The organism is Microcoleus sp. LAD1_D3, from assembly GCF_036702135.1.
Taxonomy (GTDB): domain Bacteria; phylum Cyanobacteriota; class Cyanobacteriia; order Cyanobacteriales; family Microcoleaceae; genus Microcoleus.
The window spans coordinates 1-23,397 of sequence record NZ_JAUBSB010000019.1 but is presented as its reverse complement, the minus strand read 5'-3'; the positions used below and the strand labels follow the sequence as shown (position 1 = coordinate 23,397).

General features: G+C 45.9%; 24 protein-coding genes and 1 tRNA gene. 10 read left to right on the top strand and 15 right to left on the bottom strand.

From position 1 onward, the window contains the following. Positions 1-908 precede the first annotated feature (908 nt). Positions 909-2,435, top strand: coding sequence for a ferredoxin:protochlorophyllide reductase (ATP-dependent) subunit B (gene bchB, locus QUA74_RS13505; protein WP_242723164.1), 1,527 nt, complete (start codon positions 909-911; stop codon positions 2,433-2,435). A gap of 23 nt (positions 2,436-2,458) precedes the next feature. After that, positions 2,459-3,271 (top strand): hypothetical protein, encoded by an 813-nt coding sequence (locus tag QUA74_RS13500; RefSeq protein WP_333329413.1) that lies wholly within the window; start codon positions 2,459-2,461, stop codon positions 3,269-3,271. Between the two features lie 182 nt (positions 3,272-3,453). Here the strand turns inward: QUA74_RS13500 and QUA74_RS13495 are convergent, their stop codons facing one another. From QUA74_RS13495 to QUA74_RS13480, 4 genes are all read right to left on the bottom strand, one after another. Beyond that, on the bottom strand, positions 3,454-3,837 hold the full coding sequence (locus tag QUA74_RS13495) for a DUF5615 family PIN-like protein (RefSeq protein ID WP_333329410.1): 384 nt from the start codon (positions 3,835-3,837) through the stop codon (positions 3,454-3,456). Beyond that, the gene (locus QUA74_RS13490; protein ID WP_332972106.1) at positions 3,834-4,094 is read right to left on the bottom strand and encodes a DUF433 domain-containing protein; all 261 of its coding nucleotides are present in this window, start codon (positions 4,092-4,094) and stop codon (positions 3,834-3,836) included. Before QUA74_RS13490 ends, QUA74_RS13495 begins: the two co-directional genes overlap by 4 nt. Next, positions 4,091-4,393, bottom strand: coding sequence for a hypothetical protein (locus QUA74_RS13485; RefSeq protein ID WP_333329407.1), 303 nt, complete (start codon positions 4,391-4,393; stop codon positions 4,091-4,093). The genes QUA74_RS13490 and QUA74_RS13485 overlap by 4 nt, the downstream gene beginning before the upstream one ends. A 357-nt stretch (positions 4,394-4,750) precedes the next feature. After that, positions 4,751-5,128 carry a Mo-dependent nitrogenase C-terminal domain-containing protein gene (locus QUA74_RS13480; RefSeq protein ID WP_333329404.1) on the bottom strand — a complete coding sequence of 126 codons (378 nt, stop codon included), beginning with the start codon at positions 5,126-5,128 and terminating at the stop codon, positions 4,751-4,753. Between the two features lie 470 nt (positions 5,129-5,598). Between QUA74_RS13480 and QUA74_RS13475 the strand changes: the two genes are divergently transcribed. After that, positions 5,599-6,189 carry a rhomboid family intramembrane serine protease gene (locus tag QUA74_RS13475; RefSeq protein WP_333329401.1) on the top strand — a complete coding sequence of 197 codons (591 nt, stop codon included), beginning with the start codon at positions 5,599-5,601 and terminating at the stop codon, positions 6,187-6,189. 121 nt (positions 6,190-6,310) lie between these two features. On the opposite strand, the gene QUA74_RS13470 is transcribed toward QUA74_RS13475, so the two are convergent. Then, a complete protein-coding gene (locus QUA74_RS13470) occupies positions 6,311-9,220 on the bottom strand; it encodes a PAS domain S-box protein (protein WP_333329398.1) in 2,910 nt (969 codons plus the stop codon). A gap of 51 nt (positions 9,221-9,271) precedes the next feature. Between QUA74_RS13470 and QUA74_RS13465 the strand changes: the two genes are divergently transcribed. The 3 genes from QUA74_RS13465 (at position 9,272) to QUA74_RS13455 (ending at position 10,893) form a co-directional block, all read left to right on the top strand. Continuing rightward, on the top strand, positions 9,272-9,442 hold the full coding sequence (locus QUA74_RS13465) for a hypothetical protein (RefSeq protein WP_333329396.1): 171 nt from the start codon (positions 9,272-9,274) through the stop codon (positions 9,440-9,442). 623 nt (positions 9,443-10,065) lie between these two features. Further along, positions 10,066-10,470: a hypothetical protein gene (locus QUA74_RS13460; RefSeq protein WP_333329393.1), complete on the top strand. Its 405-nt coding sequence runs from the start codon at positions 10,066-10,068 to the stop codon at positions 10,468-10,470. A 234-nt stretch (positions 10,471-10,704) separates the two neighbouring features. After that, the gene (locus QUA74_RS13455) at positions 10,705-10,893 is read left to right on the top strand and encodes a DUF2949 domain-containing protein (RefSeq protein WP_333329391.1); all 189 of its coding nucleotides are present in this window, start codon (positions 10,705-10,707) and stop codon (positions 10,891-10,893) included. A gap of 403 nt (positions 10,894-11,296) precedes the next feature. On the opposite strand, the gene QUA74_RS13450 is transcribed toward QUA74_RS13455, so the two are convergent. From QUA74_RS13450 to yqeK, 5 genes are all read right to left on the bottom strand, one after another. Next, positions 11,297-11,373 (bottom strand) — tRNA-Met (locus tag QUA74_RS13450). A gap of 117 nt (positions 11,374-11,490) precedes the next feature. Continuing rightward, positions 11,491-12,444, bottom strand: a complete 954-nt coding sequence (locus QUA74_RS13445) for an asparaginase (RefSeq protein WP_333329388.1) — start codon at positions 12,442-12,444, stop codon at positions 11,491-11,493. Between the two features lie 180 nt (positions 12,445-12,624). Continuing rightward, complete coding sequence (locus tag QUA74_RS13440; RefSeq protein ID WP_333329385.1) at positions 12,625-13,134, bottom strand: CGLD27 family protein; 510 nt, start codon at positions 13,132-13,134, stop codon at positions 12,625-12,627. Positions 13,135-13,136: 2 nt separating this feature from the next. Next, positions 13,137-13,556 (bottom strand): ribosome silencing factor, encoded by a 420-nt coding sequence (gene rsfS / locus QUA74_RS13435; protein ID WP_333329382.1) that lies wholly within the window; start codon positions 13,554-13,556, stop codon positions 13,137-13,139. A gap of 138 nt (positions 13,557-13,694) precedes the next feature. Then, on the bottom strand, positions 13,695-14,330 hold the full coding sequence (yqeK, locus tag QUA74_RS13430; protein WP_333329379.1) for a bis(5'-nucleosyl)-tetraphosphatase (symmetrical) YqeK: 636 nt from the start codon (positions 14,328-14,330) through the stop codon (positions 13,695-13,697). Between the two features lie 171 nt (positions 14,331-14,501). Here yqeK and QUA74_RS13425 point away from each other — a divergent pair, with 171 nt between their 5' ends. The 4 genes from QUA74_RS13425 to QUA74_RS13410 all read left to right on the top strand — a co-directional run bounded on the left by QUA74_RS13425 (position 14,502) and on the right by QUA74_RS13410 (position 17,305). Then, positions 14,502-14,708 (top strand): BrnT family toxin, encoded by a 207-nt coding sequence (locus tag QUA74_RS13425; protein WP_333329600.1) that lies wholly within the window; start codon positions 14,502-14,504, stop codon positions 14,706-14,708. Positions 14,709-14,774: 66 nt separating this feature from the next. Then, entirely contained in the window at positions 14,775-15,050 is a 276-nt protein-coding gene (locus QUA74_RS13420) for a BrnA antitoxin family protein (RefSeq protein WP_333154178.1), read from the top strand. Then, positions 15,050-16,381, top strand: a complete 1,332-nt coding sequence (locus tag QUA74_RS13415) for a Na+/H+ antiporter NhaC family protein (protein WP_333329375.1) — start codon at positions 15,050-15,052, stop codon at positions 16,379-16,381. The genes QUA74_RS13420 and QUA74_RS13415 overlap by 1 nt, the downstream gene beginning before the upstream one ends. Positions 16,382-16,393: 12 nt before the next feature. Continuing rightward, positions 16,394-17,305, top strand: a complete 912-nt coding sequence (locus QUA74_RS13410; RefSeq protein ID WP_333329372.1) for a DMT family transporter — start codon at positions 16,394-16,396, stop codon at positions 17,303-17,305. A 163-nt stretch (positions 17,306-17,468) separates the two neighbouring features. Here the strand turns inward: QUA74_RS13410 and QUA74_RS13405 are convergent, their stop codons facing one another. The 5 genes from QUA74_RS13405 to QUA74_RS13385 all read right to left on the bottom strand — a co-directional run bounded on the left by QUA74_RS13405 (position 17,469) and on the right by QUA74_RS13385 (position 22,934). Then, positions 17,469-18,260 carry a Uma2 family endonuclease gene (locus QUA74_RS13405; RefSeq protein ID WP_333329369.1) on the bottom strand — a complete coding sequence of 264 codons (792 nt, stop codon included), beginning with the start codon at positions 18,258-18,260 and terminating at the stop codon, positions 17,469-17,471. A gap of 198 nt (positions 18,261-18,458) precedes the next feature. Beyond that, entirely contained in the window at positions 18,459-19,727 is a 1,269-nt protein-coding gene (locus QUA74_RS13400) for a WcaI family glycosyltransferase (RefSeq protein WP_333329366.1), read from the bottom strand. Between the two features lie 158 nt (positions 19,728-19,885). Next, positions 19,886-20,323: an ATP-binding protein gene (locus QUA74_RS13395; protein WP_333329363.1), complete on the bottom strand. Its 438-nt coding sequence runs from the start codon at positions 20,321-20,323 to the stop codon at positions 19,886-19,888. Positions 20,324-20,870: 547 nt separating this feature from the next. Continuing rightward, on the bottom strand, positions 20,871-21,869 hold the full coding sequence (locus QUA74_RS13390) for a sugar transferase (RefSeq protein ID WP_333329360.1): 999 nt from the start codon (positions 21,867-21,869) through the stop codon (positions 20,871-20,873). Positions 21,870-22,265: 396 nt separating this feature from the next. Beyond that, the gene (locus QUA74_RS13385; RefSeq protein ID WP_333141663.1) at positions 22,266-22,934 is read right to left on the bottom strand and encodes a DUF3318 domain-containing protein; all 669 of its coding nucleotides are present in this window, start codon (positions 22,932-22,934) and stop codon (positions 22,266-22,268) included. Positions 22,935-23,397: the final 463 nt, after the last annotated feature.

Here is a 23,397-nt window from a genome sequence, read left to right as displayed (position 1 = left end):
TGCTTGGTCAATGTTACAGGACTTACGCGCGGCGGGCTAGAAACCGGGTTTCTTCGTTGCTAGTCGTTGACAAACCCAAGATTTTTTCGTGTAAATCGGGTTTCTTTTCGTAAATCCTATGTTATTCTTCATTATCGCTCAAGAGCTATCTTTTGGGATGTGTGGGAAAGCAGGCCTTGACAGGAAAGAGCTACTGCTGACAAAAGCACGCTGGGGCTTTCGTCACCTCAGCAGTTAGGTAAACAAAATCACAAATACAAGATTTGTGCAAGGATTTACTCTAATGCTCGATCGCCACGCTGACAACTAAATCATCTCAGATTCCAAGCAATCGCTTGATTTTAGCGGAGCGTAACCACATCTCGTGAAAATACGCAAGTGGTGAAAGATGTATTTTTTTCGGTAATAAGGCCCGAATTGTGGGTGCTAAAAAAAAACCGGGCGGTGCAAATCTTAACTATAATTCGCGACCGAGGCGCTGAGGAAAGTAAGTGTTGCTTCTGAAGCTGCAATTGCCCTCAATTCTATCTGTTTTGGCGACTCGACTAACAATACTAACAGAGCGTTACTAACAGAGCGTTAGAGCGGACTAAATTTGACAAAAAATGCAGAATTATTGCACCTTGTCTGGTGCACGGCAGCGAACCCTACATTAATCAAATTTGCCTAACTCTTAAGAAAATTTTAGGAAAGATTAAGAATTATTGCCATAAAACCCAGGTAAAGTTCTTTGAATTGCGAGTCAAATGCCAAGCAGGCAAAGCGTTTGAGCATTTCCTAAATCTGTAAATTCTCAGAAAGTTAGTATTTCTCAAGGATTCATCCGGTGAGAAAATCAGAAACAACCTTAAAATTTAGCAGTAATCGCCCGATCGGGCAATTCTCAACCAGCACCAGGAAAAATACCTATGAAATTGGCTTATTGGATGTACGCAGGGCCAGCCCACATCGGCACTTTGCGCGTTGCCACTTCCTTCAAAAACGTCCATGCAATCATGCACGCACCCATAGGAGACGACTATTTTAACGTCATGCGTTCCATGCTGGAGAGGGAACGGGATTTCACCCCGGTGACTACCAGCGTCGTTGACAGACACGTACTGGCGCGGGGTTCGCAGGAACGGGTGGTGGACAACATCACCCGCAAAGACAGAGAAGAACACCCAGATTTAATCGTGCTCACCCCGACTTGCACCTCCAGCATTCTGCAAGAAGACTTGGAAAACTTCGTGGAGCGAGCTCAATTGGATGCCAAAGGCGATGTATTGCTGGCGGATGTTAATCATTACCGCGTCAACGAACTGCAAGCAGCCGATCGCACTTTGGATCAAATCGTCCAATTTTACATTAACAAAGCCCGCAAAAAAGGCGATTTAGTAGAAGCCAAAAGCGAAAAACCATCTGTCAACATTATCGGTATGTCTACCCTGGGTTTCCACAACCAGCACGACTGCACCGAGTTGAAGCGTTTGATGGCAGATTTGGGCATTGAAGTCAACGAAGTTATTCCCGAAGGTGCTTCGGTTCATAACTTGAAAAGACTGCCGCGTGCTTGGTTTAACTTGGTTCCTTATCGGGAATTGGGGATGATGACCGGGGAGTATTTGCAAAAAGAATTCGGCACGCCGATGGTGGATATTACGCCGATGGGTGTGGTAGAAACTGCGCGCTGTATCCGCAAGATTCAGCAAGTTTTGAATGCTCAAGGTGCGGATGTTGATTACGAAAATTTTATTGACCAACAAACTCGATTTGTGTCGCAGGCCGCTTGGTTTTCGCGATCGATCGACTGCCAAAACTTAACCGGCAAAAAAGCCGTCGTATTTGGCGATAATACCCACGCTGCGGCGATGACGAAGATTTTGGCTCGCGAGATGGGAATCCACGTTGTGTGGGCAGGAACCTACTGCAAACACGACGCTGACTGGTTCCGGGAACAGGTCAGCGAGTATTGCGATGAAGTGCTCGTCACGGATGATCACGGGGCGATCGGAGATGCGATCGCCAAAGCGGAACCTTCGGCGATTTTCGGCACCCAAATGGAACGCCACGTAGGTAAGCGGTTGGATATTCCCTGCGGCGTAATTGCTGCACCGATTCACGTCCAAAATTTCCCGATCGGCTACAAGCCATTTTTGGGTTATGAAGGCACGAATCAGTGCGTAGATTTGGTCTACAATTCCTTTACTTTGGGAATGGAAGACCACTTGCTGGAAATCTTCGGCGGCCACGATACCAAGGAAGTGATTACGAAGGGTATTTCGGCTGACTCTGATATGGGTTGGACGAAGGATGGACAGGCTGAGTTGAATAAAATCCCTGGTTTTGTGCGGGGTAAGGTGAAACGGAATACTGAGAAGTTTGCGCGCGATCGGGGGATTGATAAGATTACCGTTGAGGTGCTTTACGCAGCGAAGGAATCTGTCGGCGCGTAGTTAGGTGGGTAAGGGCATCTCTTGTGGATGCCCTTGCTTATCAAACAAATAGATTAATTTACGATAAAGTTGACTTAGGAAAAATGCCAGATATTACTCAAGACGATGGCTGGAAGGAAATATGGGCGATAGTTGGCCCTAATGAATCTTGGTTGGAGCCAGCTAAGTGTTCAGAAATACAAGAGAGACTTTCCATATTCAATCAAAGTCATATTAAAGATCGAAAGCATATTGATAATGTGATGAAAGCTTTATCAATAGGATTTCACCTGACCAAAGCTGCTGTTGAATGGGATAATCCTGTGGCAGGTAATACTCTACCAAACGACCCTTCTACCGCTAATGCAAGAGGCATTCAGTGGCAACTGGTGATGGCCTACGGTGGATTTGAAAGTGTTACAAAGACATTAATGAATCTGAGAGAAAACAACTCAGGTCTTAGTATAGCTGACGTTCAAGATTTTACATCTAAATGCAATCTCCCTGATTATATTCCCTTAATACCACCTAATACCGACAGAAAAGATCTTGAAAAATGGCTTACAAAATTATCTACTGAAACACCTGAAACAGGTGATGAACTTCTAAATTTTCTTGGTCTTAAACATGGCGATCGAAATCTAATTAAAGACTGGCTTGTTAATAGCAATCCGATAGAAGATTGGGCTAATGCTACTAGGTTAGCCAAGGCTTTAAGAAATGCCACTGCACATGGTGCGCTTTCACCTACTAAAGTTAAAAAATGGGGTTTGAAACCAGCAATGGAAATTTTAGTTAAAAACCTTGGCGATCTAGTTGTTTTTGGGTTGCAGACATTAGCATCACCTAGAGTTTAGCTAAATATCAAAAATTAATCGTAAAGTGTTCGCCAAGCTTTTCAGAAGGGTAGCTATCTCGTAGGGAATCGCCCTTCTCAAACCAAGGGCGATATGCCACTAATTGTAGGGTGTTTATGGGCGCACCTTATACCGCAAATAGCGTGTTAAACTAATTTTTTTGTAAGTTTGATGGTAAATTTTTAGTCAGATTCATCTTCTGATATTGCTTGATACTCCAAAAGCTGTTCCCGTCGGATAATCCACAATTTACCCACAACTTCTGCGGCATCTAATCCGCGAATTAATATTTCTACTGCCGCTTGCAAATCAGGCGGTTTCGCTTGAGAAGGCAGACGCAGTAACACAATCCCAGAATAATCAGAAGGATTGTAGCGGAGGCGATTGCCAAATCCCCTATCCAACGTCACCAAACATCTACCTTCCCTTCGACAGATATCAATTAATAATTCATCCGGTGTTGAACTCAAATTTTGTTCTCGTACAGTCGCAACATCGTGGCCAGCCAAACGTAACATCGAAACAACGCGGATGCTGCCCAAATTTTCATCAAGTTTTAACTTCACTTTAAAACTACCTTTTTTTCAGCCAGAGGAATTTCGACATAATAATCTCTTGCCAACTCAGCCCCATAAGCAATACAAGCCAAAACGTCTTCTCGTTCAATTCCCGGATATTCCTCAAGCAATTCTTCCAAAGTCATGCCGCTAGCTAGAAAGTCAAGAATCAGAGAAACCCAGATGCGATGACCGCGAATACACGGTTTGCCAAAGCAGATATTCGAGTCAATTGAGATGCGAGACAGTAAATTATTTTGAGTCATGTCTTTTCAATTAGATATTTTCCATTTTCGGGCCTATCGTAAATAATTGTATGCCAATTAATCAGTTCTTGATTTTTTATTGATGATGCTTTGACGACTAAGACTCCACCAACATAATGAACCTCGCACTCTTCATCCATATTTGCTGGTTTGCTGTTGCCCGTTTCATCTGGCGGCGAAGCTACTTCCTGCTTTCTCCGCTGCCATAACAGGAAATCAGCAAAGTTGAGGATTTGTTGCAGTTCGATTTCAGAGAAATTTTTCAGTTTGTCAACAATTTGTTCTTGCAGAGGTATCACGGCTATTTTTCCTTGCTTAACACGACCGCTAGATTCAGTCTAACACGAGGTCGGAGCGATCGCCCTTCGCCCTTTTCAAACCAAGTGCGATCGCCCGCGAGAAAAATTTATACAATATCAGATGAGCCAATAGTGGGTTCATGCAAAGAATCATATCAACCCTAGGAAAATCTCCCAAACAACCACCCTTGAGATAACTATCAATCACAAAAAAAGAATTGATTGAAAGCTGATTTACTGGACGCTCAAGAAATGGATCGCACTTTTGCTCCCTGAAAGTCGGCACCAAACAAAAACCCTCCCCAACAAGGATAAGGGAGGGTGAAAAGACAGTTAAAAATTTAAGTTTTTGCAGAATTAACAATAAGGAGTCACATCTTCGCCGCACTCGTCAGCCAAATAACACAAAGCTCGAAAGCGCAGCCCAACCACTTGCTCGTAAAGTGGATTTAACTTGCACAGCGGCGGAATGGAAAATAAAGTGCGATCGCAAATTTTGACTTCTCGCTCAAACGGACACTGGCTGGGAATTAATTTGCACAGCAACCGAGCCAACTTTTGACTTTTAATTGCAGTGTCATCAAGCCCTTGTTTTAGCGGATGCAAAAGGTCAAAGTGTGGCTTTTGACCGTAAGGTTGAGAATTTGTAGCGACACTAACTGCGGTTTCTTGTTTGCCAAACCGTACCCAGATTGGCAGAGTTCGGTAGGAGACTGTATGCTCAAATACGTTCATTTTGCTCTCTTCCTCTTTTACAACGAGGTGCCAAGAACTCTCTGTAGAGCTTGTGCGATATTATCTACAATCTGTATCTACAGCATCTCGTTTTGCTTTACCGGATCGAACTTCTTAAATTAATGACTTAGGGCGAGAAAAGTAGTTCCTGATTTTTTTTAGTCACGGTGTGCGATCTAAAAAATGTCCTCATTTCAAGCCCAACAATTGATTGATAGGGTAAAAATTCTGTCTTCTACGTTTTAGCTTCAACCTTCGGTTGACTCTCCTTTTGTAGTTCAATTACAATTGTGACGCATCGAGGTGAATTATCCTATACGTGAAAATGCGGAACTTTTAATAAAACTTATCATATTTTTAAATAAGCTCTGCTGTAAAAAACCCTGAAACCCCGCCCCAACTATCTTTTCTCGCGATCGCTCAGAAACTCCTACAATTAGAAATAATCGGTATCCCTGCCCTCACAACCCATGAGCAACCCAGAAAGCAAAGCTATCACCCGCGAATTGCAAAGCCACGCCACCATTCTCGGTGGCTTCGTCTCCCTCCTCTGGATTATCGAAATTGTCGATGTATTCCTGTTCGGAAGCAGGCTGAATGACTACGGAGTCCGCCCCCGCAGCATCGACGGACTTGAAGGCATCTTGTTTATGCCTTTTCTGCACGGCAGTTTTGCTCACTTAGCCGCCAATACCCTCCCTTTAGTGACATTGGGTTGGTTGATAATGCTGCGAGAAATTAGCGACTTTTTTATCGTGAGTGCCGTCACTGTGCTAGTCAGCGGATTCGGAGTTTGGCTGACCGGCGCGCCCAATTCCGTTCACATTGGTGCTAGCGGACTAATCTTTGGCTACTTCGGCTTTTTGCTGCTGCGGGGCTATTTTGAACGCAGCTTTACCTCTATTTTGGTATCTTTAATTGTCGGTTTCTTCTACGGCAGTTTAATTTGGGGAGTTTTGCCCTCGCAGCCGGGAGTTTCCTGGCAAGGACATTTCTTTGGCTTTGTCGGGGGGGTATTAACAGCTCAACTTTTGGGGCGGCACAAACGCCGAATTAACTAGAATAAGGCTGATGCTGCATCGTATCATCACCTTGGTTTATTGCTCATAAATTATCTAAAAGCGCAGGTTTTGGTCAAGAAACCAGATTTTTTTTGTAACAATTGCGTCCCGGACAGCAAGACTAACTGCTGACCAATAATTCAACGCGCGCCGGCAAGCAGGCTGTAAAAACCGAACCGCAATCTAACTGGCTTTGAACTTGCATATCGCCACCCATCATCACGCAAAAGTGACGGCTAATAGTCAATCCCAAACCCGTGCCGCCGTATTTGCGCGTAGTTGAGGCGTCGCCCTGCATAAACGCTTGAAATAAATGCTGCAATTGTTCCGGGGGAATCCCAATGCCGGTATCAGCTACCCGAAAAATTATTAAATCGGAAGGTTCTGCTATTTTTTGAGTTGTTAAGCTGTCATGTTTAACTCTTTCAATGCAGAGGGTAATAGTGCCGCGTTCGGTAAATTTGGCTGCATTGCTCAGCAGGTTGAGCAATATTTGACGAGTTTTGGTAAGGTCAGCATACATCATTCCCAAGTCTGTAGCACAATAAACTTCAAACTTATTATAATTTTTATCAACCAAGGGTTTGACAGTAGAAACTACCTCGTCAATTAAATTAACAGGGTTGAAAGTTTCCAAATAAAGTTCCATCCGCCCCGCTTCAATCTTAGAAATATCTAGAATGTCGCTAATTAAAGAAAGCAAGTGTTTCCCAGCAGTTTGAATTTTGTGCAAGTCGGGGATAAAATCTTCGCAGCCTAAATCCTCGGCGTCTTCTTTGAGCATATCGCTGTAACCAATAATCGCGTTGAGAGGTGTTCGCAATTCGTGGCTCATATTAGCTAAAAAGGCGCTTTTGGCTTGGTTGGCAGCTTGAGCGGTTTGAGCGACTTTTTGGAATTCTTCTGCTAATTTGCGCTGGGTAATATCTTCAGCAATACCGACGATGCGGTAAATTTCCCCTGTTTCGTTGCGGACTGGAAAAGCCCGATCGCGCACCCAGCAAACTGAACCGTCCGTTGGCGTAGCCCCCGTAGGGGATCGCACTACCCGATACTCCTCATCATAATCCCCCCGCACCTGTTTCTCAAAAGCAGCCTTGAGGCGATCGAGATCCTCCGGGTGAATAGCATCCCAAAAAGCCTCCGGTTCTGACTGCAAACTCTGACAGCTCAAATTCCATATTTTTTCGCAAGCAGGGCTGACATAAACTAGCTGCTTTTGATTGGGTTCTCTAATCCAAAATACCTCATGAATATTTTCGGCCAACTGGCGAAACCGCTCCTCGCTAGCCCGTAACTTCTCCACAGCACTGTGAAATTCAGTCACATCCTGAATCAGCGATGCCACCCCAATGATGCTGCCGTCAGGATCAACCAAAGTCGTATTGTACCACTCGCAAAGAATAATTTTGCCGTCCTTTCTGATGTTCTCGTTAAGGCTGGTAACTCCTCCTGTATTAGTGAGCAAAGTTATAGATAGTTGCCTGACATACTCCTTAGCACTTTCAGGAACTATGAGATCGACTCCGTGGCGTCCCATTGCTTCCAAGCGGTTGTATCCAAAAATTCTTTCCGCTGACAAATTCCATTCCGCTACTTCAAAGTTGAGATCCCATTCAATCGCTCCCAAAGGAGTTTGGTGAAGATGGAGAGCCAGTTTTTGCTGCGAGTTTTTCAGAGAAATAATTAATTGATTTTTGTCGGCGATCGCGGATTCTACCCGATCTTCGAGAGTAGTAAACGACTCTTCCAATTGATCCGCCATCATATTAAAAGAACGAGCCAGGACACCCACCTCATCCTCTCGCTCTACAGACGCCATCAACCGGGAATCTACCGCCATCCCATCCCATTCTCCCCGGGACAAAGCCTCCGCAGCCTTGCTCAGACGCCGAATCGGTACAACAATCCACCTAGAAGTCAGAGCGCCAATCGCCGTTGCAAGCACCAAAGCACCCAGACACATCACCACAGTATACCGAGTGTTGGCATTAATCCTTTCCATAAAATCGGCTTCAGGAACCGTCACCACAATCAACCAGTCGAGGCCCCTGCTGTCTAAAAGCGGCGTCACCTGTAGAAATTGGCGTTGACCGTCGATCGTAAAATCTAACTGGCGAGATCTGTCAATTTGGTGCAAATCCCCGAAGCGTTCAGTCAAATAGCGGGCGGTCGATCGAATTAGAACATTCTTGCTACTCGCTGCCACAATGCGTTTCGCAACACCATTGCTAACAATAAATGGCGGTTCCAGAGTAGAATTTGCCACCAATTGCCCAGACCTTTCTACAATAAAAGTCTGTCCTGATTTGCCAATTTTTAGAGTTTCCAAGAATTCATTGAGTTTGGAAAGTGCCAAGTCAGAACCCAGGATGCCAATCAGTTTACCATCCTCGCCATAAACTGGTTGAGCAGCCGTAATCGCTAGTTTGGGAGCGTCAAAATAATTATAAATTTTACTCCAAGTCGGTTTGCCTGCCCGCACCGGAGCTATGTACCAAGGTCGGACGCGGGGGTCGTAGTTGAGAGTGGTTTTTAATAGCTTGGTTGGTTTATTGAACTCAGACAGCTCGTAGCTATGCAAATTATAGCCAGTAGATTGATTAGAAATCTGAGCTTGCAACTTGCCGTCGTCGAGGCGTTCAACTCCAATAAAATCTTTTGCTTCGGATGCGAATTGAATGTAGCTAATTTTATCAAAAATTTTGATTTGTTTGTAGAAGTAGCGTTGCAAACTATCACTATCCTGCTCGTTCACAATGCCGAGACGGATAGCATCGAGATTGAGCTGATTGATTTGGTGTGGCGTTTCAATATAACTATTAATATGTTGCTGGATACGCGATGTGACTTCTGTCCGCAGTTGTGCGGCAACATCGTTGACGGCTATGCGCCCGTTCCGCAGCGACAGCCACCCCGTCAACCCTACAGCAGCGAAAGTCTGGAGGGCAAAAGGCACAACAAGGACGATGCGAATTGGCACTTTGCCCGACATTTTTAAAATCGGGTCGGTCAGATATTTGATTGGCATGGTAAAGCAGAACAATTATGAACCCACAACATTCCGGTCAAGTACAAATTGATGAGCGCAGGTTTTGAAGTTGAGATGGTTTTAGTAGGCAAAGTGCTGTTAATAACTCGGAATCTGCCGCTGGCAACTGAATTTTTAACGACTGCCACCGTCATCTTAGCGCGATCACGAGCTTTGGGAACATTGGCGATCGAGATGAATGCAGTATCAATCCTGGACTGACTCTACACGCTCATACTATTATAGATTTGAGATTACAATACTCCGGACAATTTTTGGAACGATACTACAAGCTTTACAGGGCAAGGATCGTAAAAAAGTCGAATTAAATGTAAGTCAGGGGTGGAGCTGACATTGATTTAATTATCCACAGTGGCTCAAAGTCAAGCGAGCATAAGCCATTGGGCTATATAAAAACTGTCCGGACTATTGGAGATTAAAGAATTAAAGAATTGCGAAAAACTGATTCTGTAAGGGTTTAGAATTTGCTGGCTGTTCCATTCTTTTTTTAAACTGGTATCTGAAACCGGGTTTTTTTAGCGTGTCGGCGGGCTGCAACCAACTATTTTTATGAAAAAACCCCGGTGGATAGCCACCCGTGCGTCCAGCACTAACTATTTTTCCACTCCTGACGCGCGCTAATCAAACAAACCGAGTTTTTGGTTGACTCATTCCTGAAATGACGTATTTTGGCGTTTCAACCCGATTGCTGCGTCAGTTCTATTTGACCGAGAGCACGATCGAAAGTTATAAGTTTTGACAGGAACTTTAATTGATCTCTCCACAAGCAGCTACTTTTGATAGAGTGCAACTTAATTCCGGCTAGGTAAAATAAGCATAGTAGGATGCAACTAGCGGAGGCATGGATGATGAACGCAGTTATTGCTAGTCTTGGCACTGCTCTCGGACTGAGCTCAATTTTTATCGGTTTGACCCCGGCGGTTCTCGCCCAACAAAGACTGCAACCAGCGCCCCAAAATTCGGAAACGACTTTATCTGGGGAGTCGTTGAGGACGGTGGAGGACAGAACCTTAGACTCGGACTACCAAAACTTGATTGGTGAACCTGAAACGGCGGCTAATTCTGCTAGAAGGGAAAGCAGCTTGGGCGACACATTTCGCCTCAAAATCGAGGGCCCATTGGAATTTATCACTACTCCTTCGGACGCCCAGCGTCAAGGAAATCCTTTACCTCCCAAACAAACCGATAGTGGCACAGAAGCAGGAGTTCAACTTCAGCTTGGACTTTAGCAATTTTAAATCAATTGAAGTGAAGCAAACGAGCGATCGCGGAACCTAATTTTTGATTCTCGGAGTTATTGTGACTGCGATCGCTTTTTTATCTGAGTTTTATCACCAGTTTTGTGCGGTTTCCATCACACCTGGTTCTCTATTGTGAACCTAAAATTAGACCAATTAAACTTCCGATACAGACCGATTAGATACAGATCTTTACAATAGCACATAAAACTGGCGGTGAAGGTGATGAGAAAGGCTCAACTGATCGATTATTTGCGGGGAGAGTTGGCAATATCGAATTCTGCCATCGCCGTTGCTCTCCGACACGGTGAACAAGATGCCAGCGAACTGCCGATGGTTCTGTGGCAGTACGGGTTAGTGACATTGGAACAGTTAAACTTGATTTTTGATTGGTTGGAAGCTCAGCCGATTTAGCAATTTAAAATCCTGATTTAAAAAATAGGGATATCGGATTGCACATTTTTGACAAATAAAGCTTGCATAAACAATCGTCGAAAAGTATGGGGTTAAGTCTTGAGGTTGAGGATCGGTCTTATATTTTCCGTTTGGGAAAAACACAAATATCCGGTAGGGACACAGCACTGCTGTGTCCTCTTTTTTTGTTAAGTGTTGAAGTTGAGGATGGGTCTTATCTTTTCCGTTTAAGAAAAACACAAATATCCGGTAGGGACACAGCACTGCTGTGTCCTCATTTTTTTTGCAGACTAAAATAAACTGCTTTCAATCTCTCGAAGAGGCGATCGCAGAAGGCATCAAACAGACGGTATAAAACAAACCCCAGCAACCTTTAGGCTGCCGGGGCTTGTCTTATCAAATTTGGTGGCGGGAAGTGGATTTGAACCACTGACCTTCGGGTTATGAGCCCGACGAGCTACCAGGCTGCTCTATCCCGCGTCGTTTTATCTCTTTTCTAATATAAACATATCTTTCTGAAAATTGCAACCCCTAAATCAAAAAAACTTTTTAGATTGTGGGAGGGGTTGCTGAAATCGGATCAGAGTCTCGATCGCCCTAAAGCATCGAAACTTCCCCGATTACCTCCAAGCGCTTGAACTCGCTGAGAGTCAGGTAAGTCTCCGAAAGAGTTTCGGCGATCGTCGGAGTAATCCACCCCAACTGCTTGAGCAAGTGAATCGCCACAGCAAATTGAGCCCGCTTTCCCCCATCCGTCACCTTAATTGCCAAGCCCATGCCTTCGCCAACGCGGCCAATGCACTGCACCCCTTCGGCGCCGGACTTGCTCACCAATTCGCCTTGAGTCAAACGCATCAGTTCCGTGTCAAATTTCCCCTCACCAGCAACCATCATTGGGTGATGAGTCATAGCGCGGACAATCCGCTCCATCTCCACATTGTCGCCGGAAGCCAACTTAGCGTACAAAGACGCCATTTGCCCCAACTGCAACAGATAGGTAGGAGCACCGCAGTCGTCACGAGCGCTGATAAACTCTTCGGCAGGCATTGCCAGCAAGTCAGCCACTTTGCCCAAAATAAGCTGCTGGACAGGATGTTTGCGGCGTAAATAATTGTCCAGAGGCCAGTGCAGTTGCTGGCAGACAGCCAGCATTCCCGCGTGTTTGCCGGAACAGTTGTATTGCAGGGCGCTCTTTTTGCCTTCGGGAATGGGGCATTGAAGTTTAGAGGGGTCAATGTCGCAGCGCCACAGGACGTTAAATACCTGGCGCGATTGCTCGATCGTACCTTGATGGGAACTGCAAATAATCGCTAAATCTCGATCGGTCAATTCGTAGCGTTCTAAAGTGCCAGTCCCCGTCACAGCCAAAGCTTGAAAAGGCTTGAGTGAAGAACGGACAAATGAAGCCGTTTCCGAGTTACCAGCAACAGAGAGAACGCGCCCGCGGTTGTCGCAGACAGCGGCCTGGGCGCGGTGCCTCGATTCCACAATACCTTCGCGCAGCAATGTGACTTCCAGTTCGGGAGCTTGGGTTCGTTTTCCCCTTGTCATATCAATTTTAGATTTTAGATTTTAGATTTTAGATTGGGGTTGAGGAAGTTAGGAGTTGCGAGCTGCCAGTTACGAGTTGTAAAGTTAATCTTTCTGCGATCGTTTCTGACTCATGCACCCCGTGTGTGTTGTTGGCTGTGCGCGGCTATCTCAAAACTCAAAACTCCCTTGCATTCCCGATTACAAACAACTCCAAGTTAGTCCCCCGGCAACCAGCAATACTGTCAAACCATAAAATGTCTGCCGCAGACGCCTGAGAATTGGTTCTAGTTGGTAGTTGACAATCAACTGGTCTTGAAGCAAAACTTCGGGAGTTTTAGGCCAAGATTGACAATCGTACCAGCCAGACTCTTCGTAGACGACCGTGGGATTTGAAAGGCGCGATCGCACGTAGAACCAACCCAAGTAGAGTCGCAGCAAAGCTAATCCTAGAATAAAACCGGCACCTGCGGCACCGCACAGGACAAACTTAGCTGGATACTTGACAGGAGCAAAGCTAGAAGCAGCTATCGGCCCAGATACCAAGCAACTCCAAGCCCACACCCAAGCTAGTTTTGCCAGGTATCCGGGCCAATTGAGTGTTACCCAGCTAAAAAACCAGGATTCTTTAAGTTCTTGGTATTCATTGATGGGTCGCTGTTCTTGCGGAACCGGACAAATAGAAGCAGAAACGTCTTTCACATTAGCCATCCTCACGGCGCGGGGGAAAAGTCAATGCGTTCGGCGTGTCCCCAGAACGCTTCTAAATTGTAGAATTCGCGCTCTTGAGGCTTCAAAATGTGAATAATCGCGTCGCCGTAGTCCATGACGACCCAACTTGCGTCTGATAGCCCTTGTGTACGCAGTGGCAAGCGTTGCCACTCTTCTTCCACTTGGTCTGCTATCGCTTGGGAGATGGCTCGTACCTGCACATTGGAAAACCCGGTGACGATCGCAAAGTAGTCTGCCAAAAAGCATACTTCTGACACCCGGAGCAATACAATATCTACTGCTTTGCGGTCATCGGCTGCTTGGGCAACGGTCATGATCAGGCCACGGGCTTCGTCTTGGGAGGTGCCGTCCGTTGCTGTAGACTGGGCCCTGGAGTATTCGAGTTGAGTTAGATCTGACATTAAGTGTTTAATTTCCTAATTGATAGGGGTTCGGGGGAATGGGTGCGCTTTGGCCATCGGTTGTTGGCTGTTTGAGACGGGAAGTAGGAGTTAGGCTGAAGCCAAAAGTAAGGACAGGATTGCTGGTAAATTTTACTTTTAACTTGTGATTTGTTCGATCGACTTCCCCGTCGAATTTCCTGTTACCTGCGATTCGCGGGCCATTTGCAGCGCCCAATTGCGCGTAAGTACGGTGCGGGGGTGGATGTAGCAGCGAGTTTCTAGCAAATATTTAAGAGAATAATCGCTACTTTGCCACACGGCTGCATAAAGATTTTGCAAGCTTGCCTCGCGCAGAGCTTCTAGTTGGGCTGTGTTGCCGCGGCTCGGCTCTATGCTATCTGCTACAAATACGGTACAACTGAGCTGACTCATGTTTGGTCGGCCGAGGGTGTGATTGGCGATTGCGTCCAAAATTTCTCGATCGACTACCCCGAATTCGTCTCTGGCGACGATCGCGCTCGCGTCTGCGTGCAGCAAATGCGGGTTTGCTTCCAATACTGAGTCTAACTCTAAACCTTCCGCCCTTGCCATTTGCAGCAGCAGTGGAGGTTTGAAGTATTTTGCCAAATCGTGCAACAAACCGGCCGATCGAGCTTTGGCTTCGTCGAGGCCGTAATGGCGAGCCAAGTCACCTGCTGTCTGTTCGACTCCGAGGATATGTGTGATGCGGGCAGCAGGAACGCGCTCAGAGAGCCAAGCTAGGACGATTTCGCGCGCGGGTGCAAGTGTCAAATATTAACTCCGAAATTGTGTGATATCTAGTATTTTAGCGTTTTGTTTCGAGCGGCTGCTGCGTCGTCTGACAGGGGTGCGGTGACATCTAGGATGGGGAGGGGTGAAGGAGGCGATCGGCTCTACCCGAGCAATTCAAAGATGTGATAAAGTGAGGGTCTGTAACTACAAATTGTAGTTACAATATCTAGTGACAATCAAGGTATTGAATTTGAGTGGGATGAGACTAAACGTCTTACCAACCTTAGCAAACATGGAATTGACTTTATCGATGTTCCATTAGTTTTTGATGGAGAAATCGTAACAGTTGAGGACGAACGATTCAGTTATGGGGAGCAAAGGTTTGTGACTTTTGGTTTGTGTTGCAAGGGCGAGTAGTCGCTATCGTCCATACAGAACGAGAGGAATGTACCCGCATTGTTTATGCTAGAAAAGCAAACAAATATGAACAACGAATTTACTTCGAGCAAATCTCAAACTGACTGGGAACGTCTAGATGCCATGACTGATGAAGATATTGATTTCTCTGATTGCCCTGAAATTACGCCTGAAATGTTCGCTAAAGCCGTAGTTCGGCGAGGCTTGCCTAACCCTAAGACTAAAGCTCAAGTGACTTTACGCATTGACAGTGATGTTTTGGAGTGGTTTAAATCTCAAGGTCGTGGTTATCAAACTCAGATCAACGCCTTACTAAGAGAATACATGAAAGCCCATCAATAATGGATTTGCTATTTTTTGTAATTATTTCATTTATTCTACTTTTAGTGAGTGCCATCAAAAGTTATTTTATAGTTGCTCCACTTCTGGCTTCGATGGTAATTTTGATTGCCGTTTTGTTGAGAAGAGGATTTCCGCTAACAAGCTTGATAGAAATGGCTGTTACTGGCAGTCAAAAATCTTTTTCAGTAATCGGTATTTTACTTTTAATCGGGGCTGTGATGGCTGTCTGGATGGCTGCGGGGACGGTTCCGGTTCTCGTATATTGGGGAATTAAATTGATTAGCCCTCAGTATTTTATCTTTTCGGCGTTTATCTTAACTAGCATTGTTTCTGTGCTGCTGGGAACTTCCTTTGGGACTGCGAGCACGATCGGCATTGCGTTAACGATCGCGGCACGCGGCAGCGGTGTCAATCCCAATATGATTGCGGGGGCAATTGTTGCCGGAGCTTATTTTGGCGATCGGTGTTCTCCGATGTCTTCGAGCGCTAATTTGATTGCCATCATTACCAAAACCGAAATTTATACTAATCTCAAAAACATGACCGTGACAGGCTTATTACCGCTGATAGTTTCCAGCCTCTTGTATTTAATTTTATCTTTTTTAAATCCCGTAGAACTTTCGGGCAACAATTTGGCTTTGGAACTAGGCACCGCCTTCAATCTTAACTCGATAACTTTGCTGCCAGCCTTGACAATTCTCATCCTTTGTGTGCTGCGAGTCGAAGTCAAAATCGCGATGGGTGTTAGTATAATTGCTGGAAGTGCGATCGCCATTTTCGTTCAAGGTTATTCGCCGATCGACATTCTGCAATTCGCGCTCACCGGATTTAAGTTAGAATCAACTTCTAGTTTAAAAGATATTGTGGCGGGAGGAGGCATTTTGTCGATGCTCAAAGTTTCAACAGTTGTGATTGTATCGACAGCCTTTGCCGGCATTTTTGCGGGGACGAGAACGCTAGAATTTATTGAAGTGTATCTAAACAAAGCTCGAACGAGAGGCGATTTATTTTTAGGGACGACAGTAATTAGCATTTTATCAGCAGCATTTGGCTGTACCCAAACTATCGCAATTCTCCTGACTCATCAGTTAGTAGAAGAAAAATACCGAAAAGATGGATTAGATGATTATCAACTCGCTGTAGACTTGGAAAATACCGCTGTTGTGATTTCTCCATTAATCCCTTGGAATATTGCCGGATTAGTGCCTGCAACTGTCTTGAGTGTGAATTCAGATTTTATCCCTTATGCCTTTTATTTATATCTCATTCCCTTATTTAACTTAATTCAAACGAAGCTGCTTAAACATTCTCATAAAAATCACCCCCACTAAATGAATAAGAGAATGTCACTCGGTTATTTTTTTGCAGTAATTGCGACTGTTATTTGGGCGGGAAACTTCATCGTTGCTAGAGCTTTGAATCAGGATATTTTGCCGTTCGGTCTAGCTTTCTGGCGATGGGCGATTGCTGTGGCAACTTTGGCTCCATTCACCGTGCGGGCGGCCGTTTCTGACTGGAAATTGATTCAAAAATATCTCCCTTACTTGACTGTATCGGCGCTGTTAGGCGTGACTGCTTTTAACACTTTGATTTACGTTGCCGGTCACACAACTCTGGCGGTGAATATGGCGTTAATTGCCACTTCTTCTCCGGTTTTTATTGTACTTATGTCTCGTTTTTTTTACGGAGAACTTATCTCGTTAACGCGCGCTGTCGGCATTGCGATCGCCGTCAGCGGTGTTGTATTGTTAATCGCGGGAGGCTCGTTAGAAAGGCTGCTGAGCATTTCCTTTGCGATCGGCGATCTGTATATGTTGCTAGCATCTATCATCTTTGCTGGCTACACTATGCTAGTAAAGCGCAAGCCACCCAACCTGCGGATGACAACTTTCACTTTATGCACTTTTAGCTTGGGGCTGTTGTTTTTATCGCCCTTCTATGCACTGGAATGTTGGATTTATCACCCTGTGGTATTCAATCGTTCGATCGCCCTGGCGTTACTTTATGTAGGGGTTCTTTCGTCGGTGGTGGCGTTTCTAGCGTGGAATCAGGCGATCGCCCTCATTGGCCCGAACCGCACGGCCTTAATCTATTACCTGATTCCGGTTTTTAGCGGTATTGCTGCGCGGCTGTTTCTCGGTGAAGCGATTTCGTGGGTGCATATTTTTAGTACGTTGGCGATCGTCTGCGGCATTATTATTACTAACCGCACAGAACCAAGCCTTGCAGAAATTAGCAACAGACAGAAAGAATGATATGATGTACGCACCTTATTTCATATCATGTCCGGTTAATGACTATAATAAAATTGTTGGCGATCGGCAATGGGCGGGATTTGAGGACTTCCGTCACTACAAAGTTAATGATAATTCTTTAACCGGACACTTCTGGTCAGTCACCTCCCAGTCAAGATTTCGCTCACAATTCCGGTTGAATTCCAGCCGATCGCAACTGCGCCCGCAATTGCTCTAATTCTTGTTCTGCTCGATCGGCTCTTTGCTGTTCTACATCGGCCCTTTGGTGTTCTACATCGGCTCTTTCAGATCCCGCCAACAGCAAATTCCCTTCACTGTCCCACCAGCGCAACCAAGGCAAATCTACATTTTGATACCTTCCTTGCCAAATTCCCAATTCAACTCCCAACGGTTCAATCGGATAATGACCGCGTTCATTTACAGCAACCAATCGATACCTATTTTCCATCAGATAATAGACTTCTACACTCGCCTTGCTTACCTCATAAATGCCATAAAATGCCGGACGGATGACATTTTCATAAATCCAGAATTTACCCGGCTTAGTTTCCTGTTGACCGGAACGCAATAAAGGCGTTCTGTCCCGTTCTTGGGCACCATTGCCCGATACAAATTCTAACACAATTAACGGTGCAATCAATTCTTGCCACATCACATAAGAACGGCGCAATTGACCGTCAATGGTTGGCGGGACATCGGGCACATAAAACCAATCTGGTGCTTCTGCACCCCGTTCTAGCGGGTCAGTTAATCGCCAATAAATCCCGCTGTCTTGACCGATACAGTAGTTAGCGTCTGGATGAATTCTTTCGAGGACGGGAGTAATTGAATCGGTTAACAGAATGCTTTGGGGATGTTCTTGAAAATTTTTCACAAAAGTACCGTCTGATTCTGGTAGCTGAGTGTGGTCAGGCCAGCCTGTAGGGTTGTTTTCTACATTCAGGGTGAATTTCATAATATTTTGGGAAAAAGGTAATTGGGAAAAAGGTAATTGGGAATTGGGAAAAAGGGAATTGGGAAAAAGGGAATTGGGAAAAAGGTAATTGAGAATTGGGAAAAAGGTAATATCAAATCGAGTTTAACTACCCCCTTAATTCTTTAGTCTCTTAGATAGGGATGAAAGGTTGTGTAGGAGCGGTTTCAACCGCTTATCTTATTTTGGCAGCGGTGCCAATATTTTCTCAGCATGACTCGCTGCCACCGCCGCAAATAAAGCCTCATAATGATTCAAAGCTTCCTCAAATCCGTAATTCTCCACAGCATAATTTCGGCCTTGCTCGCCCAACGCATCCACCTTAGCAGGGTGCAAGTACAAATCCTCAACAGCATCAGCCAAAGCCTGCGAATCTTCCGGCGCTACCACCACCCCGCCACCGCTTTGCTGCACTGCTTTCTGGGCCGTACCAGTTTCTGGAACCGACGCCAAAATTGCCCGACCGCTGGCGAGAATTACTTGAATTTTTGAAGGCATATTGAAGTTAGTAACGCGGCGCTTTTGTACTACTAAACTAACATCAGCAGCAGCTAACAATTCGGGCAATTTTTCTCGCGGTTCAAATGGCAGCAACATTACATTATTAGCTTTGTAAGTTTCGCAATCTTGTTGCAAGCGGGCGAGTGCTGTTAATTCCCCCACAATTACAAAAGCGATTTCGGGTATATGTTTCAAACGAGCCGCGGCTTGGACAACTGTTTGCAAGCCTTGAGTGAGGGCAATATTCCCAGCATAGAGAACGACAAATTTGCCCTGGAGTTTGTGAGTTTCTCGAAATGAGTTATTTTCTTTGGGTAAGGGGCGAATGAAATTAACATCAACCCAATTGGGAACGCAAACTATTTTGTCCGGGGGTACTCCCTGAGAGTGCAATTTTTTGATAAAACCGCTGTCGATGACGCTGACTTGGCTGGCTGTGCTGTAGGCCAATTTTTCCAAAGCGTCAGCAATGCGAACTAGCAGTCCATTTTTTTTGACCAAGCCGACGCGCACGGCTGCTTCTGAGACGATATCCTGAACGTTGAGGACGATCGGGCAAGCGCGAATCCAGCCGTAAAAGGCGACTGGGACGCAAATCGGTAAAGGGGGCATGGTCGAGAAAATTACGTCGGGACGCCAGCCTCTGAAGGCTTGGACTGCGCTGGAGACGACAAAACTGCCGTCTAGCAAAAGTCGGTCTAGGAGGGTGGGGTGGGGACCGTTGACGCGCAGATAGCTGCGCTGAATTGTGACGCCGTTGTGTTCTTCGGTGAGGTAAAATTTGCCCTCATATTGCGGATAAATCCGGCGCTGCGGATAGTTGGGCATTCCTGTGACGACTCGGACTTGGTGCCCCCGCTTGACTAAGCCTTGCGCTAGTTCTGTCATTAGGGGGGCAATGCCGATCGGCTCTGGATAGTAGTTATAGGAATAAATTAGAATACGCATAATATTTATTTTGAAGCAAATTGTCCTGCAGCCGCGTGCATCGAGCCTACACCCGCAGAATTGCAGAGGATTTGGTTGGGTTCCCGGTAGGACAATAGGGGGCGAGGGGATCTTCCACTCCTTGCGAAAGCCGCCCTGACCGGGCGGGTATCGCGCCCTCAGGTAATGTTTTTTCGCATTACCAGGCAGTTGCGGCGATCGTCGGTACGGATATACCGAAGGTCGTCTGTGAGCTTGTACATGAACACCAATCCCCTTTCTCCTTCTCTGTCCAAAGGATCGCGCTGCTCTTGCATGATCGAGTGCAGCTTTGCTTCTAAGTTGAAGGGTTGACCCCTGTCCCAAATCCTAATTTCTAAGTAATCAGCAAACACTTTTACCTCAATGTCTATGGGCGTCGCGGGCGGCAAGTTCAGGTGAGCGTGGCGGACAGCGTTTGTAAAGCCTTCGTTGATTATCAGGCGGCACTGCCACCAGAAATCCGCTGGTATCATGGGCAAAACGATATTCTCCAACCATTCCAAAACGGATGTTAAAGCATTCAGGTCTGTTTCAACCTGCAGGTGCCACTCGGCCTTTGGTTGCTTGTCTTTCATCTTTCTTCCCCCTGGTCGGCCCCCACCACCGCTGTACTCAGCGGGGGAGGGAGAGAAAAAGGAGGGCAAGGTCTTGGCAACATATTAGTTAAGTCAAGCTTGAGTTGAAGAAGCCCGTTTTGCCTCAAGGTGAGCATTCCTTTCGCACCATTTACTCGCACAGCAAATGAGAGACTTCCGATACTGTAACCCGCCTCGGTAGGGCGTTTAAATAGGGATAATTCCCGAGTCAGCTTGCGAGGCAGTGATTTAAGCTTCGACCGTGTTAGCAGTCGCTACTTTTCTAAACACAGGTGAGTTCTTCTCGTCCTCGAAAATCATGCTGGGATCATTCGAGTATGAGCTCGAACTCGCAAGCTGCTAATTATTAATGCTCTGAATGCAGAGCTGGCAACTAGCTGTGCATTTTCTGGGCGTGTGAATTTTAACACTTAATGCTAACGTAGGTATCGCTAGCGATCGTCTGCTTGACTAAGTATCAAGTTCGAGTTCCCGCCCCTCGTCGGCAACAGCACCTCAAAGTTCAGCGGTGGGTTGTTGAGGGTTCCTACACAGCGCCACTATTTTTGTTAAACAGGACTGTTACAGTTTTGACAATTAGTTTGAGGTCATACACCAGGCTCCAGTTTTGTTGGTATTTTAAATCTAAACGGATGACATCTTCAAAATCGCGGACTTGAGAGCGACCGTTGACTTGCCATTCCCCTGTCATCCCGGGTTTGACATCCAAACGCTGCCACTGAGGGACTTCGTAGCGCTCAACTTCGTCTGGGGTAGGCGGTCTAGTGCCGACTAGACTCATTTCGCCTTTGAGCACGTTCCAAAACTGGGGCAGTTCGTCGAGGCTGGTTTTGCGTAAGATGCGCCCGACTTTGGTAATCCGCGGGTCGTTGTCATTTTTGAAAAATGCGCCAGAAGCCTGGTTTTTGATTTGGGCTTTCATAGCTTCGGCGTTGGTACACATCGATCGAAATTTCCAAATCCGAAATTGTCTGCCCATCCAGCCACAGCGGGTTTGACCGAAAAATATCGGGCCTGGATCGTTGATAGTGATAGCTGCTGCTATGGGTACGAGCAAAATTCCTGTAATTATCAAACCGACGATTGCCCCAACGATATCTATCAGCCGCTTCACCCACGATTGCACTGAGGGGTGCGTCATCGGTAGCTGATTGTCCGAGGGGTTGGTCTCTGTGGGAGTTGAGGTTGCAGAGGGCTGCTCGATCGTCAGCACTTGATCTAGGCTGGTGAGAGCAAATACTGCCATCACCTGCGGCTTGAGGCTTCGGAGCACCAAGTCGCTATCTCGCTGTTTGGCAAATTTCAGATTGCTGACTAAAGCACCGATCCCGCTACTGTCTATGAATGTCGTCTGACTGAAGTCTAGGACAATTTTGCTGGGAACGGTGCTTCCAGAGAAAAGTTGCTGGCAGGTTGTCTTGAAGTTTACGGCTTCAAGTACGCTCAAGCGCACGGGTATGTGAACTGAGGGAATCTCGTCCAAGTACGTAACCCGAAAATCTGCCTCTGGGGTGTGACTGACCATGAAGTCCTGGTTTCAAATTTCAAGCTGATGTCTTTAGCTTATTCTGTCCTAGCCGCTCCACCTTTACCAAATATTATGGTTAACAAAAGGCTAGCTTTATACAAACTTTACAAAAACGCCTGCAAACTCGCCCGCCGAGAATGATATCAAAGGCAAAAATAGACTTAAGTCTACCAGTGCCAGTTTTGGCCCAAAGATTTTTGAACCCAGTCGCTGCCAAACTTTGACATCGGAATCAAGATTTTTGTGGATTCAGACTGATTAATCTTGTCGTTAATAATTTTTGTGCCTGTCTTGCACCGGATAGCCATCGCAGTTAACAGTCAACAGCTAACACAGAAGTCAACAGTTAACCGTTAACTGGAAAACCCCCGTAACCAGCGTCGGGGGATGAGGTTAAGAATTGTAGACGTTTTCTGACTGGGATGTTTCGCGGGTGATGGGTTTGACTTTGGCTTTGGCTTTGGCTGCGTTGCGTTTGAGCGCCTGGAGACGAGCTTCGTATTTAGCCCGCTGCTGTTTTTTGGAGGTTTGCTCGATTAAGGTTTTTAAGGCGCTGCCGAGGCTTTTGTAGGCGTTTGGGAGAGTGTAGCCGAAGCGGGTGGCTAGGGCTAGGGCTTTTTCGTCGGCGTCTACTGCTTCTTTTAAACTTTTCTCTCCGTTGTTTTTTTGGAAAAGTCTCCAGCCGGAGACGCCACACAGGGATAGGGCTAGTAACAGCAGCAAGCCGTCTTGCACCCAAAGTTCGCCGACGGCGCCACCTAAACCAATGGCGAGGGCTGCCATTTCCCAACCGTCTCTGGGGATGGTGTCGTTTTGGATTCTGGCGACTTCGTGCCAAAATAGGAGGTTCCGCTGATCCATTGCTAGCTGTTCCCAGCGGATCAGGTCTATTTGGATTTCTACCTGGTCTTTGCCTATTTCTTCGCTCCGGATCAGGGTGGGATTAACTTCTATTGTTTTTTCTACTGTTACCCAACTTTGGAGTTCTGGGGGCAGTATGTTTTTCAAGCGCCGGATCTCACTCATCTCGGCTCTTGCTGTAGAGGTTGCATAGGATGTCATAGCTCCGGCCTATTAATTTTCCAAAGGTTAATATGTGTCTATTTTTGGAGTATAGCAAACCTTTAATGCAAATTTAGTCTAGTAACGGGGGTCGATCGACCAATACTTGCAATTTTAGTTTATTTTAGTCTGTGGGGGCGATCGCAACTGCCGACTCGATCATTTCCTTTGGAGTATTTGAGCGACGGACTGACACTCATCTAAGGGATACAGTACCACTTATCCTACTGCTATTTCTGGCTTCTGCTGTGATAATCTTTTTCGGCAAAGACAGCGTTTTTTGTGGATAAGTTATCGCTGTTTTCTCAATTTTTATACCTGGGCTTTCTGCCAGGTTAATTAACCGCTTTCAATATTCGATAGTAACTTGACCAGGATTTAAATATCAATACTCCGGACAGTTTTTAAGCAGCCAAAGTACCATAAGACAAGACTGAAGAAAGATTAGGATGGTTTAAAATCA